At 73.0% G+C, this 13,509-nt stretch carries 15 protein-coding genes; 11 read left to right on the top strand and 4 right to left on the bottom strand.

The features are described 5' to 3' along the window. The first annotated feature begins 11 nt into the window (after window positions 1-11). The 11 genes from ACWPQI_RS22635 to ACWPQI_RS22585 are packed head-to-tail and all read left to right on the top strand — an operon-like array spanning window position 12 to window position 8,912. Window positions 12-1,013 carry a VOC family protein gene (locus tag ACWPQI_RS22635; RefSeq protein WP_010595747.1) on the top strand — a complete coding sequence of 334 codons (1,002 nt, stop codon included), beginning with the start codon at window positions 12-14 and terminating at the stop codon, window positions 1,011-1,013. After that, window positions 1,010-1,780 carry an alpha/beta fold hydrolase gene (locus ACWPQI_RS22630; RefSeq protein ID WP_017679758.1) on the top strand — a complete coding sequence of 257 codons (771 nt, stop codon included), beginning with the start codon at window positions 1,010-1,012 and terminating at the stop codon, window positions 1,778-1,780. Before ACWPQI_RS22635 ends, ACWPQI_RS22630 begins: the two co-directional genes overlap by 4 nt. Beyond that, window positions 1,780-2,517, top strand: a complete 738-nt coding sequence (locus tag ACWPQI_RS22625) for an SDR family oxidoreductase (protein WP_017679757.1) — start codon at window positions 1,780-1,782, stop codon at window positions 2,515-2,517. Before ACWPQI_RS22630 ends, ACWPQI_RS22625 begins: the two co-directional genes overlap by 1 nt. Window positions 2,518-2,556: 39 nt before the next feature. After that, window positions 2,557-3,342 carry an SDR family oxidoreductase gene (locus tag ACWPQI_RS22620; protein WP_119700126.1) on the top strand — a complete coding sequence of 262 codons (786 nt, stop codon included), beginning with the start codon at window positions 2,557-2,559 and terminating at the stop codon, window positions 3,340-3,342. A gap of 31 nt (window positions 3,343-3,373) precedes the next feature. Further along, the gene (locus tag ACWPQI_RS22615; protein ID WP_010595742.1) at window positions 3,374-5,059 is read left to right on the top strand and encodes a thiamine pyrophosphate-binding protein; all 1,686 of its coding nucleotides are present in this window, start codon (window positions 3,374-3,376) and stop codon (window positions 5,057-5,059) included. Beyond that, window positions 5,056-5,520, top strand: a complete 465-nt coding sequence (locus ACWPQI_RS22610; protein ID WP_010595741.1) for an alpha/beta fold hydrolase — start codon at window positions 5,056-5,058, stop codon at window positions 5,518-5,520. The genes ACWPQI_RS22615 and ACWPQI_RS22610 overlap by 4 nt, the downstream gene beginning before the upstream one ends. After that, a complete protein-coding gene (locus ACWPQI_RS22605) occupies window positions 5,517-5,759 on the top strand; it encodes a recombinase-like helix-turn-helix domain-containing protein (protein ID WP_003934497.1) in 243 nt (80 codons plus the stop codon). The genes ACWPQI_RS22610 and ACWPQI_RS22605 overlap by 4 nt, the downstream gene beginning before the upstream one ends. A gap of 1 nt (window position 5,760) precedes the next feature. Beyond that, complete coding sequence (locus ACWPQI_RS22600) at window positions 5,761-6,855, top strand: Rieske 2Fe-2S domain-containing protein (RefSeq protein WP_237211266.1); 1,095 nt, start codon at window positions 5,761-5,763, stop codon at window positions 6,853-6,855. After that, the gene (locus ACWPQI_RS22595; RefSeq protein WP_017679754.1) at window positions 6,852-7,175 is read left to right on the top strand and encodes a hypothetical protein; all 324 of its coding nucleotides are present in this window, start codon (window positions 6,852-6,854) and stop codon (window positions 7,173-7,175) included. The genes ACWPQI_RS22600 and ACWPQI_RS22595 overlap by 4 nt, the downstream gene beginning before the upstream one ends. Continuing rightward, a complete protein-coding gene (locus ACWPQI_RS22590) occupies window positions 7,172-7,576 on the top strand; it encodes a RidA family protein (RefSeq protein WP_048771485.1) in 405 nt (134 codons plus the stop codon). Before ACWPQI_RS22595 ends, ACWPQI_RS22590 begins: the two co-directional genes overlap by 4 nt. A 52-nt stretch (window positions 7,577-7,628) precedes the next feature. Then, a complete protein-coding gene (locus tag ACWPQI_RS22585) occupies window positions 7,629-8,912 on the top strand; it encodes an MFS transporter (RefSeq protein WP_010595736.1) in 1,284 nt (427 codons plus the stop codon). Window positions 8,913-8,966: 54 nt separating this feature from the next. On the opposite strand, the gene ACWPQI_RS22580 is transcribed toward ACWPQI_RS22585, so the two are convergent. From ACWPQI_RS22580 to ACWPQI_RS22565, 4 genes are read right to left on the bottom strand one after another with little or no spacing between them, the layout of a single operon-like run. Continuing rightward, a complete protein-coding gene (locus ACWPQI_RS22580) occupies window positions 8,967-10,178 on the bottom strand; it encodes an acetyl-CoA C-acetyltransferase (protein WP_191902676.1) in 1,212 nt (403 codons plus the stop codon). A 26-nt stretch (window positions 10,179-10,204) separates the two neighbouring features. Then, window positions 10,205-10,996 carry an IclR family transcriptional regulator gene (locus tag ACWPQI_RS22575; protein ID WP_371851024.1) on the bottom strand — a complete coding sequence of 264 codons (792 nt, stop codon included), beginning with the start codon at window positions 10,994-10,996 and terminating at the stop codon, window positions 10,205-10,207. A gap of 2 nt (window positions 10,997-10,998) precedes the next feature. Continuing rightward, on the bottom strand, window positions 10,999-12,165 hold the full coding sequence (pcaDC, locus tag ACWPQI_RS22570) for a bifunctional 3-oxoadipate enol-lactonase/4-carboxymuconolactone decarboxylase PcaDC (protein ID WP_040270985.1): 1,167 nt from the start codon (window positions 12,163-12,165) through the stop codon (window positions 10,999-11,001). After that, window positions 12,162-13,502, bottom strand: coding sequence for a lyase family protein (locus tag ACWPQI_RS22565; RefSeq protein WP_040270983.1), 1,341 nt, complete (start codon window positions 13,500-13,502; stop codon window positions 12,162-12,164). Before ACWPQI_RS22565 ends, pcaDC begins: the two co-directional genes overlap by 4 nt. Between the last annotated feature and the right edge of the window lie 7 nt (window positions 13,503-13,509).

Raw genomic sequence — 13,509 nt, 5'->3', positions numbered from 1 at the left:
AACCGGAACGCATGTATCACCACCAACTTCCGCGCTACAGCGACTCGCCCGTCTGCCGGCTGCGCGCCCTGCGCTCGGTCACCCTGTCGGTGCCGGATCCGGCCGCCTCGCGGGACTTCTACCACGAGGCCTGGGGGCTGACGACCGTCGAGGCCGACGGGGATCGATTCTGGTTGCGCGCCACCGGCCCCGAGCACCACGTGCTGACGGTCGAACGGGGGGAGACCAACGCCCTCGGGCGCATCAGCCTCGCCGTCGCCACCCCGCGTGAGATCGACGACGCCGCACTGGCCCTCGACCGGCTCGGCATCCCGATGCTGCGCACACCGGGCCCCCTCGACGACGCCGGCGGCGGCTACGGGCTGCAACTGGTCGATCCGGAGGGACGCTGCCTCGAGCTGTCGGCCGATACCCACGCCGTCACCGAGCAGGAACCGGCGGGACGCCGCGCCGTTCCCCGCAAGATCGCCCACGTCGTGCTCAACACGACCGACATCGAACGCACCACCGCCTTCTACACCCAGGTGCTCGGCATGCGGGTCTCCGACTGGTCGGAGCGGCAGATGTCCTTCCTCCGCTGCAACTCCGACCACCACGTCATCGCGCTCAACCGGGCGCCGTGGCCCTCACTCAACCACGTGGCGTACGAGATGCAGAGCCTCGATCACTTCATGCGTGGCATCGGCAGCCTGAAGGCCCACGGCATCGCGCCGCAGTGGGGCCCGGGCCGGCACGGTCCCGGCGACAACACCTTCTCCTACTTCACCGACCCGGCAGGCCTGGTGTGCGAGTACACCTCCGAGGTCGCCCAGATCGACGAGGACGCCTGGCTGTGCCGCACCTGGAAGCGCACCCCGGAACTGTCCGACCAGTGGGGGACGGCCGGACCGCCCACCACGACCGTGCGTTCCGCCATGGCGGGCAGCCCCGACCCGGGGCACCGCGACCGTGTCGAGGCCCGCGACGCCGGCTACTTCTACGGGGCCGCCGTCGCGGCCGGGGCGCTGTCGTGACCCCCGCGCACCTGCACGTCGAGCGTCTCGGGACGGGAGATCCGGTGCTGATGCTGCACGGCATCGGCGGGAACGCGAACTCCTGTGCACCGCTCGCGGCGGAACTCGCGGCCCGCGGACATGCGACCTACCGGCTCGATGCCGCGGGGTACGGTCGCTCCGCCGACCCGGCCGGCGTCCACCACGACCACGCGGGGGACGTCCTGACCGTCCTCGACGACATCGACCCGGACCGGCCCGTTCACCTCGTCGGAACGTCCTGGGGTGGTGTCGTCGCGCTCGAGGTCGCGCGCCGCCGGCCCGGCCGGGTCCGCACGCTCGTCCTCGCCGACAGCACCCGGGGTTCGGGCACGTCACCCGCCCGCGCCGCCGCCATGCGCGACCGCGTCCCGGCGCTGCGCGCCGCCGGCCCCGAGCGCTTCGCGGCCGAACGCGCACCGAAACTGACCGCACCGGACGCGGCCGAGCACGTGCGGGCTCGCGTCGCCGCCGACATGGCGGCCGTCCGCCCCGCCGGGTACGCGGCCGCCGCCGAATGCATGGCGTCGACCGACCACGGGCCGATCCTGCACACGCTGGCCGTCCCCACCCTCGTGGTGGTCGGCGAGCACGACCGCGTCACCGGCGTCGCCGAGTCGCAACTCCTGGCGGACGCCATTCCCGGGGCGCGGCTCACCGTCGTCACCGGTGCGGGTCACGCCGCGATCCAGGAGCAGCCCCGTTTGGTCGCCGGCGCACTCGTCCGATTCTGGGAAGAGGTGGCGTGATGAGCGGAACCGTCGTGGTGACCGGTGCCGGGCGCGGACTCGGCTACTGCATCGCCGAACGGCTGTGCGCCGAGGGACGGCGCGTGGTGATCGCCGAGCGCAACGCGGCGAACGCCGAAGCCGCCGCAACCGCCCTGCGCGACCGCGGCGGCGAGGCGATCGCGGTGGTCACGGACATCGCGGACGCCGCGTCCGTGCGCGCTCTGGCGGTGCGCGTCGCCGAGGAGGGGCCGCTGGTGGGCCTGGTCAACAACGCCGCCGTCGCCGACGGTGTCGGCGGGGACGCCTTCTGGGAACTGCCCGAACCCGAGTTCGACCGGATCACCTCGGTCAACGTGCGCGGCACCTGGCTCGTGACCAAACACCTGTGGCCGCTGCTCGCCGCCGCCGGCGGCGCGATCGTGAACATGGCATCCGACGTGGCGTTCTACGGATCACCACGGCTCGTCCACTACGTCGCCTCCAAGGGCGCAGTCGTCGCGATGACCCGTTCGATGGCCCGGGACGCCGGCCCCCACGGGGTGCGGGTCAACGCCGTCGCCCCCGGGCTCGTCCGGGTCGAGGCCACCGAGTCCGTTCCCGCCGCCCGCTACGCCACCTACGCGCAGGGCCGCGCCCTCCCGCGCGACCAGACCCCCGAGGACGTCGCCGGGGTCGTCCGGTTCCTCCTCTCGGAGGACGCCGCCTTCGTCACCGGCCAGACCGTCGTCGTCGACGGCGGATTCGTCCTGAACTGACCTGCTCGCCCGGCGAGCACCCGAACCCACGGAGAACCCATGGACCTGCACCTCACCGGACGCACGGTGATCGTCACCGGCGCGAGTTCCGGGGTCGGCCTCGCCACCGCCCGGATGCTCGCCGCCGAAGGCGCCCGCGTCGCACTCTGCGCCCGCGACCTCGCACGCCTGCGCCGCGCCGCCGCCACCCTGGCGGCCGACCCGGCCGACGTCCTGACCGCCGCGTGCGATGTCACCGACCGGAACTCCGTGCAGGCCTTCGCCGATGCGGTCGTCGACCGGTTCGGCGGCATCGACGGAGTGGTGTGCAACGCCGGGCGTTCACTGATGTCGACACTCACCGACACCACCGACGAGCAGATCCGGGACGAGTTCGAGCTCAAGATCTTCGGCGCGCTGCATCTGATCCGCGCGGCCCGGCCGGCGCTCGCGAAGTCCGATGCGGCCTCCGTGGTGGTCGTCAACGCGATCCTCGCGCGGCAACCCGAACTGCGGCTCGCCGTCACCTCGGCCGCCCGTGCCGGACTGCTCAACCTGGCGCAGTCCCTCTCCGGGGAACTCGCCCCCGACGGCATCCGCGTCAACTCGGTGCTGCTCGGCCTCGTCGACACCGGCCAGTGGCAGCGCCGGCACGCCGAATCCGGCGCCGGCCGCGACTTCGACGAGTGGAGCGCCGAGATCGCCGCCGCCCGCGGAATCGGACTGGGCCGCTTCGGAACTGCGGACGAGGTCGCCTTCCCCGTCACCACCCTGCTCTCACCCCGCAACAGCTACGTGACCGGCGCGACCGTCGACGTCGGCGGCGGAGTCGGACGCTACGTCTGACCCGCCAGTGGTCATCTGCATCGGAGGAAACATGGACACCCCCTCATCCGCGCCGGGTCGGCGCGCCACCGGCGGCGACGTCCTCGTGTCGGTCATGCGCCGGCACGGCATCGACACCGCGTTCGGCGTCGTCAGCATCCACAACCTGCCCCTCGTCGAGGCCGTCGCCCGCGACCTGAACTTCGTCGAGGTGCGGCACGAGGCCGCGGCGGTCAACGCCGCGGACGGGTACGCCCGCGCCTCGGGCCGCATCGGCGTGGCACTGACGAGCACCGGAACCGGCGCCGGCAACGCCGCCGGATCGATGATAGAGGCGCTCACCGCCGGCAGCCGCGTCCTGCACGTGACCGGCCAGATCGAAAGCGAATTCCTCACGCCCGAACCGGCCTCGTCGAGCCGCGGCGTGATCCACGAATTCCCCCGGCAACGGCAGATGCTCGACGCCGTGTCCGCCTACGCGGCGACGATCACCGACGCCAAGGACGCCGAGGCGGAACTCGAGGCCGCGATCGGCCGCATCCTGTCGGCACCGCAGGGGCCCGCCAGCATCGAATGGCCCACCGACCTGCAGTATCTGGCGTCACCGGACGAGCAGCGGGCGGCCGATACCCGGATCGCACGGCCACCGGCCCCCAACGCTGCTGCGCTGGACCGCGCCGCCGCGGTGCTCGCCTCCGCCGAGCGGCCGCTGCTGTGGCTCGGTGGGGGTGCCGCCGGCGCCGGCGACGAACTGCGTGCCCTCGCGCACCGGCTCGGGGCCGGGATTCTCACCAGCAACTCCGGACGGGGCATCGTGTCCGAGGACGACGACCTCGTCGTCGGGAACTTCGCGGCCTCCCCCGAGGTCGCCGGGCTCCTCGCCGACGCCGACGTCCTGCTCGCCGTCGGAACCCACTTCCGGTCCAACGAGACCAAGAGCTACCACCTCGCACTGCCGGCGACCCAGGTGCAGATCGACGTCGATCCCGCCGCGATCGGCCGGGTGTATCCGGCCACGGTCGGCATCGTCGCCGACGCCCGCACGGCACTGCGCGGCATCCTCGACGCGCTCGACGGCGCCGGCCGGCGCGACGACTGGGCGGCCCGGGTCCGAACGGTGCGCGAGCGCAGCCGGGCCGCACTCACCGAGTACATCGGCGGCTACGCCGAGATCTGCGAGGGCATGCGCCGCGTGCTGCCCCGTCGGTCCGTGGTCGCCCGCGACGTGACGATCCCGTCCAGCCAGTGGGGCAACCGCCTGCTGCCGTTCTACGAGCGGGAGACCAACATCTTCCCGCTCGGCGGCGGCATCGGGCAGGGCCTGGCCATGGGACTCGGTGCGGCCCAGGCCCGCCGGGACGTGCCGACGGTCGTGATGGCCGGGGACGGCGGTCTGGCCGTGCACCTCGGCGAGCTCGCCTCGCTCGCCGGCACCGACGCGTGGTGCGTCGTGCTGGTGTTCAACGACGGCGGCTACGGCGTTCTCCGGAACATGCAGGAGGCCAACGGTTTCTGTCGGTCCGGGGTGGACCTGCACACGCCGCGGTTCGATCTGCTCGCCGCGTCGATGGGCATGCCGTACACCCTCGTGCAGCGGCCCGGCGTCTTCGAGGCCGCATTGGCCGAGGCGGTCGCGGCGCGCCGGCCCGCCCTCGTCGAGGTCGACGTGACCGCCCTCGACCCCCCGCCCGGACCGTTCGTCCCACCGGTGCACGTGCCGACGGGAGGTGCGCGATGAACTCGCCGGCCGAGGCGCTCTGGTGGGCCGGCGGGCAGGCCGAGACGGCGTTGCGCGACGGCCGCGCGGTGCACCTGTGCGCCGCGGGTGCCGATGCCGAACCCGCCCTGCGCGCGGCGGGCCGTCACGAATCCCTGCTGCGCAGCCTGATCCTCGCCGATCCCGTGCTCGACGTCGACACCGTCGCCGGCGTCCTCGGCCGGATCACCGTCCCCACCCTGGTGGTGGCCTCCGCGCTCGGCGACGACACCGATCTGTCCGTACCGCAGCGCCTCGCCGGCGAGATCGACAACGGAGTCTTCGTCGTCGTCGACGGATGTCCGGCGCCCGTCCACCTCACGCGGCCCGAGTCGTTCGCCGAATGGGCGAGCGCCTTCGCCGCCATCGCCGAGGGACTCGCCGCCCGCTACCGCTCCGGGCTCGCCGCCCCCACCCCCCACATCGAAGGAGTTCTCGCGTGAACCGCACCGCGACGGCACGATCCGCCGAACCGTACCTGGAACCCCGACAGACCCATCCCGATCCGCTGACCCCCTACGAGGACAAGCTCGCCGGTTCCCTGATGGAGATCTTCGGGACCGGCACCCACGACCTGCCCGGTGTCGTCGAGGGACTCAACGGCCTGGGGCTGCACGGCCCCGACGGCCGGCCCTGGACCGAGGACACCTTCCGCGCCGAGATGCGACGACTGGGGAGATGACATGACCACCTTCGAGACCACACAGACCACCACCGGGGGCTCGCGCCCGACCGGACCCCGATTCGCCGTCGGCACCCGCCGGCCGATGGACGCCGACGAGATCGCCGCGACCGGCCTGCGCGACCGCTGGTACCCGATCCTCCCGTCGCGCATGGTCGAACCGGGCGCCATGATCAAGGTCACCCGCCTGGGCGTGGACTGGCTGCTGTTCCGCGACGCGCGGGGCGCAGTCCACATGCTCGAGGACCGGTGCCCGCACCGCAGCGCGCCGCTGTCCGTCGGCCAGCACCTCGGTGACCGCGTCGCCTGCCTGTACCACGGCGTGCAGGTCGACGGCACCGGCACCGTCGTCTCCGTGCCCGGCATGCCCGGATGCGCGCTCGAGGGCAAACGCGCGACCGCGTCGCTGTCGGTGGTCGAAGCCGCCGACACGATCTTCGCGTTCGTGCCCCTGACCCACGACTCCGTGCCCACCCCGTTCGTGCTGCCGGACCGGCTCGCGGACGACGAGGTGTCGTGGTTCCCGAACTACGCGGAGTGGGCCGGGCCGTGGCGGTTCTACATGGACAACGTGCTCGATCCGATGCACGGGGCGTTCCTGCACCGCAATTCGCACTCGATGTTCGGCGGCGACACGTCGGCGCGGTTCCGGATCCGCGAGACCGGCCACGGGTTCTTCTTCGAGAAGACCGACCAGCGCGGCGTGAACTTCGACTGGGTGGAATTCGTGCGCGGATCGATGGACTACGTGGACCTCGAGATCCCGTACGCCCCCAACGCCGGTCCCGGCGGGGTCTTCGGCATCGTCGGGATGTGCACCCCGATCGACCGGGACCACTCCGCCATCTTCCACTGGCGCACCCGGCGGGTGTCGGGCTGGGAACGGGAGGCGTGGCGCTTCCTGTACCGGACCCGGCTCGAGGAACGGCACTGGGAGGTCCTCGAACAGGACCGCGCCGTCCTCGAGGCGCTGGCCGCGGACGCCGACGTCGAGGAACACCTCTACCAGCACGACCTCGGTGTCTCCCGGATCCGCCGGATCTACCGGGCCGACGCGAAGCAGCAGGCGGCCGTGCTCGCGGGTGTGCCGGCATGAGCGGCGGGACCCTGATGCTCACCGTCGTCCTGCGGCACGACCAGAGCCGGAACCTCGAACAGTTGCAGGGCCGGCTCGACGACGCGGACTGGTGGCACGGGTTCCCGCCCGAGGGGTGCGAGGTCGTCTCGTGGGTCGTCGCGATGGGGATCGGCCAGATCGTGACCCTGCGGCTGCCCGCCGAGCGGCTGGCCGCCGTCAACGTCGAACTCGAGCGTCGCGCGTGGGGCGTGTTCCGCACCGAGTGCTACCCGACCTACGACTTCGTGCCGGTACGCGAGCGGTTGACCCGCGAATCCGACGCACGGGTGGTCCGATGAGCCGCGTCGGCCACCCGTCCGTCCCGGAACCCCCGCGGCCGGGCATGTTCAGCAACGCCCGCGTCTTCGGCCGGCACTTCTTCGTCTCCGGTATGCACGCCGGCACCCCCGACGGTCCCGTCGGCGGCGGCGACGTCTACCGGCAGGCGCGGGAGGCGTTCCGGCGCACCCGCGTCCTGGTCGAAGCCTGCGGGGCGCAGGTCGACGACATCCTCGCCCTGCGCATCTACGTCACGGACATCGCGGACAAGGCCGCCGTCGGGCGGGCCCGGGCGGAGGTGTTCCACGGCGACTTCCCGTGCTCGACCCTGGTCGAGGTGTCGGCCCTGGTCGAGGCCGGCCTCGGCGTCGAGGTCGAGGCACAGGGCATCATCTCAGCGACCGCGACGGCGGACGCGTAATCTTCCGTTTCGACGCCCGTGGCAGGGCATCGACCGACCCGAGGACGCCATCATGCGCGGAACCGACAGCACACCGTCCCTCACCCGAACCGATGAGGACTCGCCCAACTGGCTGGTCCTCGTCCTGACCTTCGTCGCCGTCGTCCTCGACGGCTACGACACGATCGCCCTGGGCCTGTCGGTCCCGGCACTCGCGAGGGACTGGGGCGTCGCCCCGTCCCACTTCACTCCCGCGCTGTCGCTGACCAGCGCCGGCGTCGCGCTCGGCTACCTCGCCTGCGGCCGGCTCGTCGCCCGGTTCGGTGCCCGCCGCGTCGTGCTGGCGGCCGTGGTGGTGTTCACCGTCGGTTCGCTGCTGACCGCGTTCGCGTCGACGATCACCGAACTGACGGCCCTGCGGGTGCTGACCGGACTCGGTCTCGGCGCGGTGCTGCCCGCCGCCGTGTCGCATGCGACGGTGCTCAATCCGCCCCGGCTGCGGCAGTCCATCGCGGTGTTCGTCACGATGGGCATCTCGCTCGGTGCGCTGCTCGCCGGCCTGGTCGGCACGCGCCTGATCGCCGCGTTCGGCTGGGAGTCGGTGTTCCTCGCCGGCGCCGCCGCATCCGCCGTCCTGCTGCCGCTGCTGTGGATCGGACTGCCCGACGGCCGCGCCGCCGCCGGTGGGCCCGCACCGGAGGCCACGACGTCGGCGGTGCGGCAGGCCTCCGTCGCGCGCCTGTTCGACCCCGGTCTGCGCAGCCGCACGCTGCTGCTGTGGGGCTTCTCGTTCCTGATGTTCACCGTGTACTACGTCTTCTCGTCGTGGCTGCCGACGCTGCTGACGAGCTACGGGTTCTCGGCGAGCCTCGCGCCGCTGGGGTCGGCGGCGCTCGGTATCGGCAGCATCGTCGGCGCGGCGGTCCTGATGATCGGCGCGCTGCGGTTCCGGATGTCGTCGGTGCTCGTGGTCACGACGTCGCTGGCGATCGTCTTCCTCGTCGTGTCCGCGTTCCTCGGCGCCGACAAGGTGCTGCTGCTGATCGTCTTCGGTGGAGTGGGGCTCGGCGTCCAGGCGGGCATGATCGGCCAGACCGCACTGTCGGTCTCGATGTATCCGCAGGCCACCGCGACGACGGCGGTGGGCTGGTCGGCGTCGATGGGCCGGCTCGGCTCCGTGGTCGGGCCCGTCCTGGGCGGCGCACTGATCGGCCTCGGCGTCCCCACCGGCACCATCGTCCTCGTCGCCTGCGTCCCGGTCCTGGCCGCCCTGGTCCTCATCGCGGTGCTCGGCCGGATCACCGCGCCGAACGCGCTCTCGAAGACGGAACCCGCCGTCGTGCCCGCCCGCCGCTGACGCGGCCGGTGTGTCCTTTGGGCTGCCCTGGCAGCCCAAAGGACACACCGGCGGCTACGCCGCCTTCTCGAACACCGCGGCCAGGCCCTGGCCGCCGCCGATGCACATCGTCTCGAGGCCGTAGCGCCCCCCGCGACGGTCCAGTTCGCGCAGCAGGGTCGCGAGGATGCGGCCGCCGGTCGCGCCGACCGGATGGCCGAGGGAGATGCCGGAGCCGTTGGGGTTCAGGCGGGTGTCGTCGGGCTCGAGGCCCCAGCTGCGGGTCACGGCGAGGGTCTGCGCGGCGAACGCCTCGTTGAGCTCGATCACGTCCATGTCGGCCAGGGTCAGGCCGAGCCGGCCGAGGGCCTTCTCGGTGGCCGGCACCGGGCCGATGCCCATGGTGCGCGGCGGCACTCCCGCCACCGCCCAGCTCGCGAGCCGGGCCAGCGGGCGCAGTCCCAGCTGGGCCGCCTTCTCGGCGGTGGTGACGATCGCGACGGCCGCACCGTCGTTCTGGCCGCTGGCGTTGCCGGCGGTGACGGTCGACTCCGGGTCGATCCTGGCCCGGATCGGGCGCAGCGTGGCGAGCGATTCGATGCTGGTGTCGGCGCGGGGGTGCTCGTCGGTGTCGACGACGAGCGGTTCACCTTTGCGCTGCGGCACCGCCACGGGAACGATCTCCTGCGCGAAGACGCCGTTCTTCTGCGCGGCGACGGCCCGCTGGTGCGACTGCACCGCCAGGGCGTCCTGGTCCGCCCGGCTGAGGGAGAACTCGGCGCGCAGGTTCTCCGCCGTCTCGATCATGCCGCCGGGCACCGGGAAGTCGCGGCCGCCGGCGGTGACCCGCGCGCGGGCCAGCCGGTCGGACAGGGCCACGGCCTCGCCCTTGACGCCCCACCGCATGCCGGTGGCGTAGAACTCGGCCTGGCTCATCGACTCGGCGCCACCGGCGAGGATCAGGTCGCTGCCGCCGGACTGGACCTGCATGACGGCCTGCAGGATCGCCTGCAGCCCGGAGCCGCAGCGCCGGTCGACCTGCAGTCCCGGAACCTCGACGCCCAGACCGGCGTTCAATGCGGCGACGCGGCCCAGCGCGGGAGCTTCGCCGTTGGGCGAGGCCTGACCGAGGATCACGTCGTCGACGTCCGTGCCGGCGAGGCCGGTGCGGGCGACGAGCTCGCGGATCACGGTGGCGGCCAAGTCTTCCGGCGCGACGTCCTTCAGGACGCCGCCGAAGCGACCGACGGGGGTACGGAGGGGTTCGCAGATCACGACGTCGCGCATGGCACTTCCTTGTCGGGGAATCGGGGTCAGTGGTTCTGGGTCCGGGCGAGGTCGGACGAGATCGCCGCCGCGGTGTCGACCACAGCGGGCACGAGGTCGCTGTGGACGGCGTCGAGGCTGTAGCGGGCGGCCTGGGTGGAGATGTTCACGGCCGCGACGACGGCACCCGAGGCGTCGCGGATGGGTGCGGCCAGCGACCGCAGGCCCTCCTCGAGCTCCTGGTCGACGATGCAGTAGCCGTCCCGCCGGATCCGGTCGAGCTCGGCGCGCAGGTCGGCGGGAGTGACGAGGGTCCGCGACGTGAGGGGCTCGAGCGTCGCGGTGGCGAGGTAGGCGTCGAGGTCGGCGGGGGACAGGCCGGCCAGCAGCACCCGGCCCATCGACGTGGCGTGCGCCGGGAAGCGGGTGCCGATGGTGATGGAGACGGTCATGATGCGGCTGACCGGCACCCGCGCGACGTACACGACGTCGCCGCCGTCGAGCACGGACACCGACGTCGACTCGTGCACCTTCTGGGCGAGCGCCTCGAGGTGCGGGCGGGCGACGTCCGGCAGCGTCAGACTCGACAGGTAGCTGTAGCCGAGTTCGAGCACGCGCGGCGTCAGCCAGAACTGGGAGCCGTCCGTACGTACGTATCCGAGCTCGACCAGGGTGAGCAGGAACCGTCGCGCGGTGGCCCGGGTCAGGTCGGTGGCCTTGGCGACCTCGCTGAGGGTACGGCGCGGATGCTCGGCGTCGAATGCCTTGATGACGGACAGTCCGCGGGCGAGGGACTGCACGTAGTCCGGCGACGCCGCGATCGGTTCGCCGTGGGTCATCGTCATGTGGTGCTCCCTTCGCCGTCTGCGAGTGCCTGCCGGCCGAGCGCGAAGGCCCGGTTGCTGTTCGGCACTCCCGCGTAGATCGCGGTGTGCAGGAATACTTCCACGAGCTCGTCGGGGTCGGCTCCGGCGCGCAGCGCGGCCCGGATGTGCATGTCGAGTTCGTGTTCGTTGCCGACGGCGGTGAGGATCGCCAGGGTCAGCAGCCGGCGGGTGTGGTGGTCCAGGCCCGGCCGCGACCACACATCGCCCCACGCGGTGCGGGTGATGAATTCCTGGAACGGCCGGGTGAACTCGGTGGCCGACGCCACGGCCCGGTCGACGTGGGCGTCGCCGAGGACCGTGCGCCGCACCCGCATGCCCTGCTCGAATGCGGCGGTGCGCTGCGCACCGGCGGGCGTCGCGCGGGTGATGTGCTCGCGGATGAGGGCGGTGATCCGGCCGGCCTGCTCGACGTTGGCCAGGTGCGCGCCCGGGCCGACGACGTGGAAGTCGGCGCCGGCGATGCCGTCGGCGATGAGCTGCATGGTGGCCGGCGGGGTGGCCGGATCCTGCTCGCCGGCGACGACGAGGGTGGGCGCGACGATGCGGGCCAGGTCGGGGCGCCCGTCCCACGTCGCGAGCGCCTCGCAGCAGGCGGCGTATCCCTCGTCGCTCGTGCCGGAGACCATCTGCACGTGCCGTGCGACGAGTTCGGGGTCGCGTTCGGCGAGTTCGGGGGTGAACCAGCGGCCGACGATCGACTCGGCGATCGATGCCAGCCCGTCGGTGCGGACGGTGGCGGCGCGGTCGAGCCACGGCTGGGCCGGGGCGAACGCGGCGGACGTGCACAGCAGCGTCAGGGTGCGGATGCGCTCGGGACGGTGCGCGGCGAGCCACTGGCCGACGGCGCCGCCGAGCGACAGGCCCACGAAGTGCACCGAGTCGAGGCCGAGGGAATCGAGGAGCGCGACGACGTCGCCGCCGAGATCGGCCACCGTGTAGGGCCCGTCGACGACGGGTGACTTGCCGTGCCCGCGGTGGTCGACGGCGACGACGTTCGCGATCGGGGACAGCGCGGTGATCTGCGGCGTCCACATCGACCGGTCGGAGCCGAGGGAGCCGAGCAGCACGACCGGCGGGGCCGCGGGGTCGCCGTACTGTTCGTAGTCGAGCGTGACTGTCATGCTTGTCCTCCGAGGAGCCGGTCGTGGTGGGCGAGGGCACGGTCGACGAGATCGCCGGCGTGGCCGAGGTAGCGGGTGGGGTCCAGCAGGGCGCGGACCCGGTCGGCACCGAGGTGTCCGGTGATCGCCGGGTCGCGGTCGAGGGGGGTGCCGGTCTGCGCGGCGGCGGTGACGATGTCGCGGGCCTCGTCGGTGTGCTGGGCCAGGGCGGCGGTGACCTTCTCGGCGAGGATCGCGCCGCCCGTGCGGTCGAGGTTGCGGGCGAGTGCGTCCGGGTGGACGTGCAGTCCGCCGAGGCTGGTCGAAAGCTGATGTGCCGCACCGCCGGTCAGGCGCAACAGGTCGGTGAGCGGCTCCCATTCGGCGTGCCACGCGCCCGCGGCGCGGGCGAATTCGTGGTCGGTCGATGCGAGCACGGTCGCGACCAGGCCGGGTACCCGGCGGGCGGCGGCACGGGCGGTGATCGCGGCGACCGGGTTGCGCTTGTGCGGCATCGCCGACGAACCGCCGGGCGCGTCCTCGCTCACCTCGCCGACTTCGGTGGCGGCCATGAGCACGACGTCGGTGGCGGGTTTGGCGACAGCACCGGCGGCGACGCCGAGCGCCGTCGCGAGCCGGGTGACCGGGGTGCGGGCGGTGTGCCACGGCACGAGGGGCCGGGCGAGGCCGAGCAGGTCGGCGAGGGTGTCCGCGAACGCGAGTCCGTCGGGGTGCACGGCCGCGAGAGTTCCTGCTGCTCCGCCGTATTGGGCCGGCAGATCGCCGAGGGTGCGGTCCAGTTCGGAGGTGGCGTCGTCGAGTGCGACGAGCCACGTCGCGGCGAGGGCGCCGAACGTGGTGGGCAGCGCCTGCTGGCCGAGCGTGCGGGCGACCGTCGGGGTGTCACGGTGCCGCCGGGCCAGGTGCGCCGCGGCGTCGGCGGCGTCGCGCAGCTCGGCGACGACGCGCCGGCCGGCCTCGCGGGCGAGCAGCATCAGCGCGGAGTCGAGGACGTCCTGGCTGGTGGCCCCGACGTGCACCGCGGCGGCGGGGGCGTCCGCGCGCGCCCGCAGGATCTTCACCAGCGGGATCACCGGATTGCCCCCGGCCGCCGAGAGCCGGCCCAGTTCGGCCGGGTCCAGGTCGCGGCCGAGGTCGTCGGCCGCGGCGGCGACGGCGACGACATCGGCGGGGGTCGCCCGACCGTGCTTCTCGGCGGCGCGGGTGATCGCCACCTCCACCTCGAGCAGGGCGGTGATCCACGCGCGGTCGGACAGCAGCGGCGCGAGGTCGGCGGCGCCGAACACGGGGTCGAAGAGGGCACCGCGGGTGGGGTCGGACTGCGCCGGCACGGTCAAGACACGC

Source organism: Rhodococcus sp. LMD, assembly GCF_056108245.1.
Note: the sequence above shows the minus strand (reverse complement) of the source record. Positions and strands in the feature narration are given on the sequence as shown.

Bases quoted from the DNA above. Each gene is read 5' to 3' on its own strand.
- ACWPQI_RS22635 (WP_010595747.1), top strand. From the start codon at position 12: ATGTATCACCACCAACTTCCGCGCTACAGCGACTCGCCCGTCTGCCGG.
- ACWPQI_RS22625 (WP_017679757.1), top strand. From the start codon at position 1,780: ATGAGCGGAACCGTCGTGGTGACCGGTGCCGGGCGCGGACTCGGCTAC.
- ACWPQI_RS22620 (WP_119700126.1), top strand. From the start codon at position 2,557: ATGGACCTGCACCTCACCGGACGCACGGTGATCGTCACCGGCGCGAGT.
- ACWPQI_RS22615 (WP_010595742.1), top strand. From the start codon at position 3,374: ATGGACACCCCCTCATCCGCGCCGGGTCGGCGCGCCACCGGCGGCGAC.
- ACWPQI_RS22610 (WP_010595741.1), top strand. From the start codon at position 5,056: ATGAACTCGCCGGCCGAGGCGCTCTGGTGGGCCGGCGGGCAGGCCGAG.
- ACWPQI_RS22600 (WP_237211266.1), top strand. From the start codon at position 5,761: ATGACCACCTTCGAGACCACACAGACCACCACCGGGGGCTCGCGCCCG.
- ACWPQI_RS22595 (WP_017679754.1), top strand. From the start codon at position 6,852: ATGAGCGGCGGGACCCTGATGCTCACCGTCGTCCTGCGGCACGACCAG.
- ACWPQI_RS22590 (WP_048771485.1), top strand. From the start codon at position 7,172: ATGAGCCGCGTCGGCCACCCGTCCGTCCCGGAACCCCCGCGGCCGGGC.
- ACWPQI_RS22585 (WP_010595736.1), top strand. From the start codon at position 7,629: ATGCGCGGAACCGACAGCACACCGTCCCTCACCCGAACCGATGAGGAC.
- ACWPQI_RS22580 (WP_191902676.1), bottom strand. From the start codon at position 10,178: ATGCGCGACGTCGTGATCTGCGAACCCCTCCGTACCCCCGTCGGTCGC.
- ACWPQI_RS22575 (WP_371851024.1), bottom strand. From the start codon at position 10,996: ATGACCCACGGCGAACCGATCGCGGCGTCGCCGGACTACGTGCAGTCC.
- pcaDC (WP_040270985.1), bottom strand. From the start codon at position 12,165: ATGACAGTCACGCTCGACTACGAACAGTACGGCGACCCCGCGGCCCCG.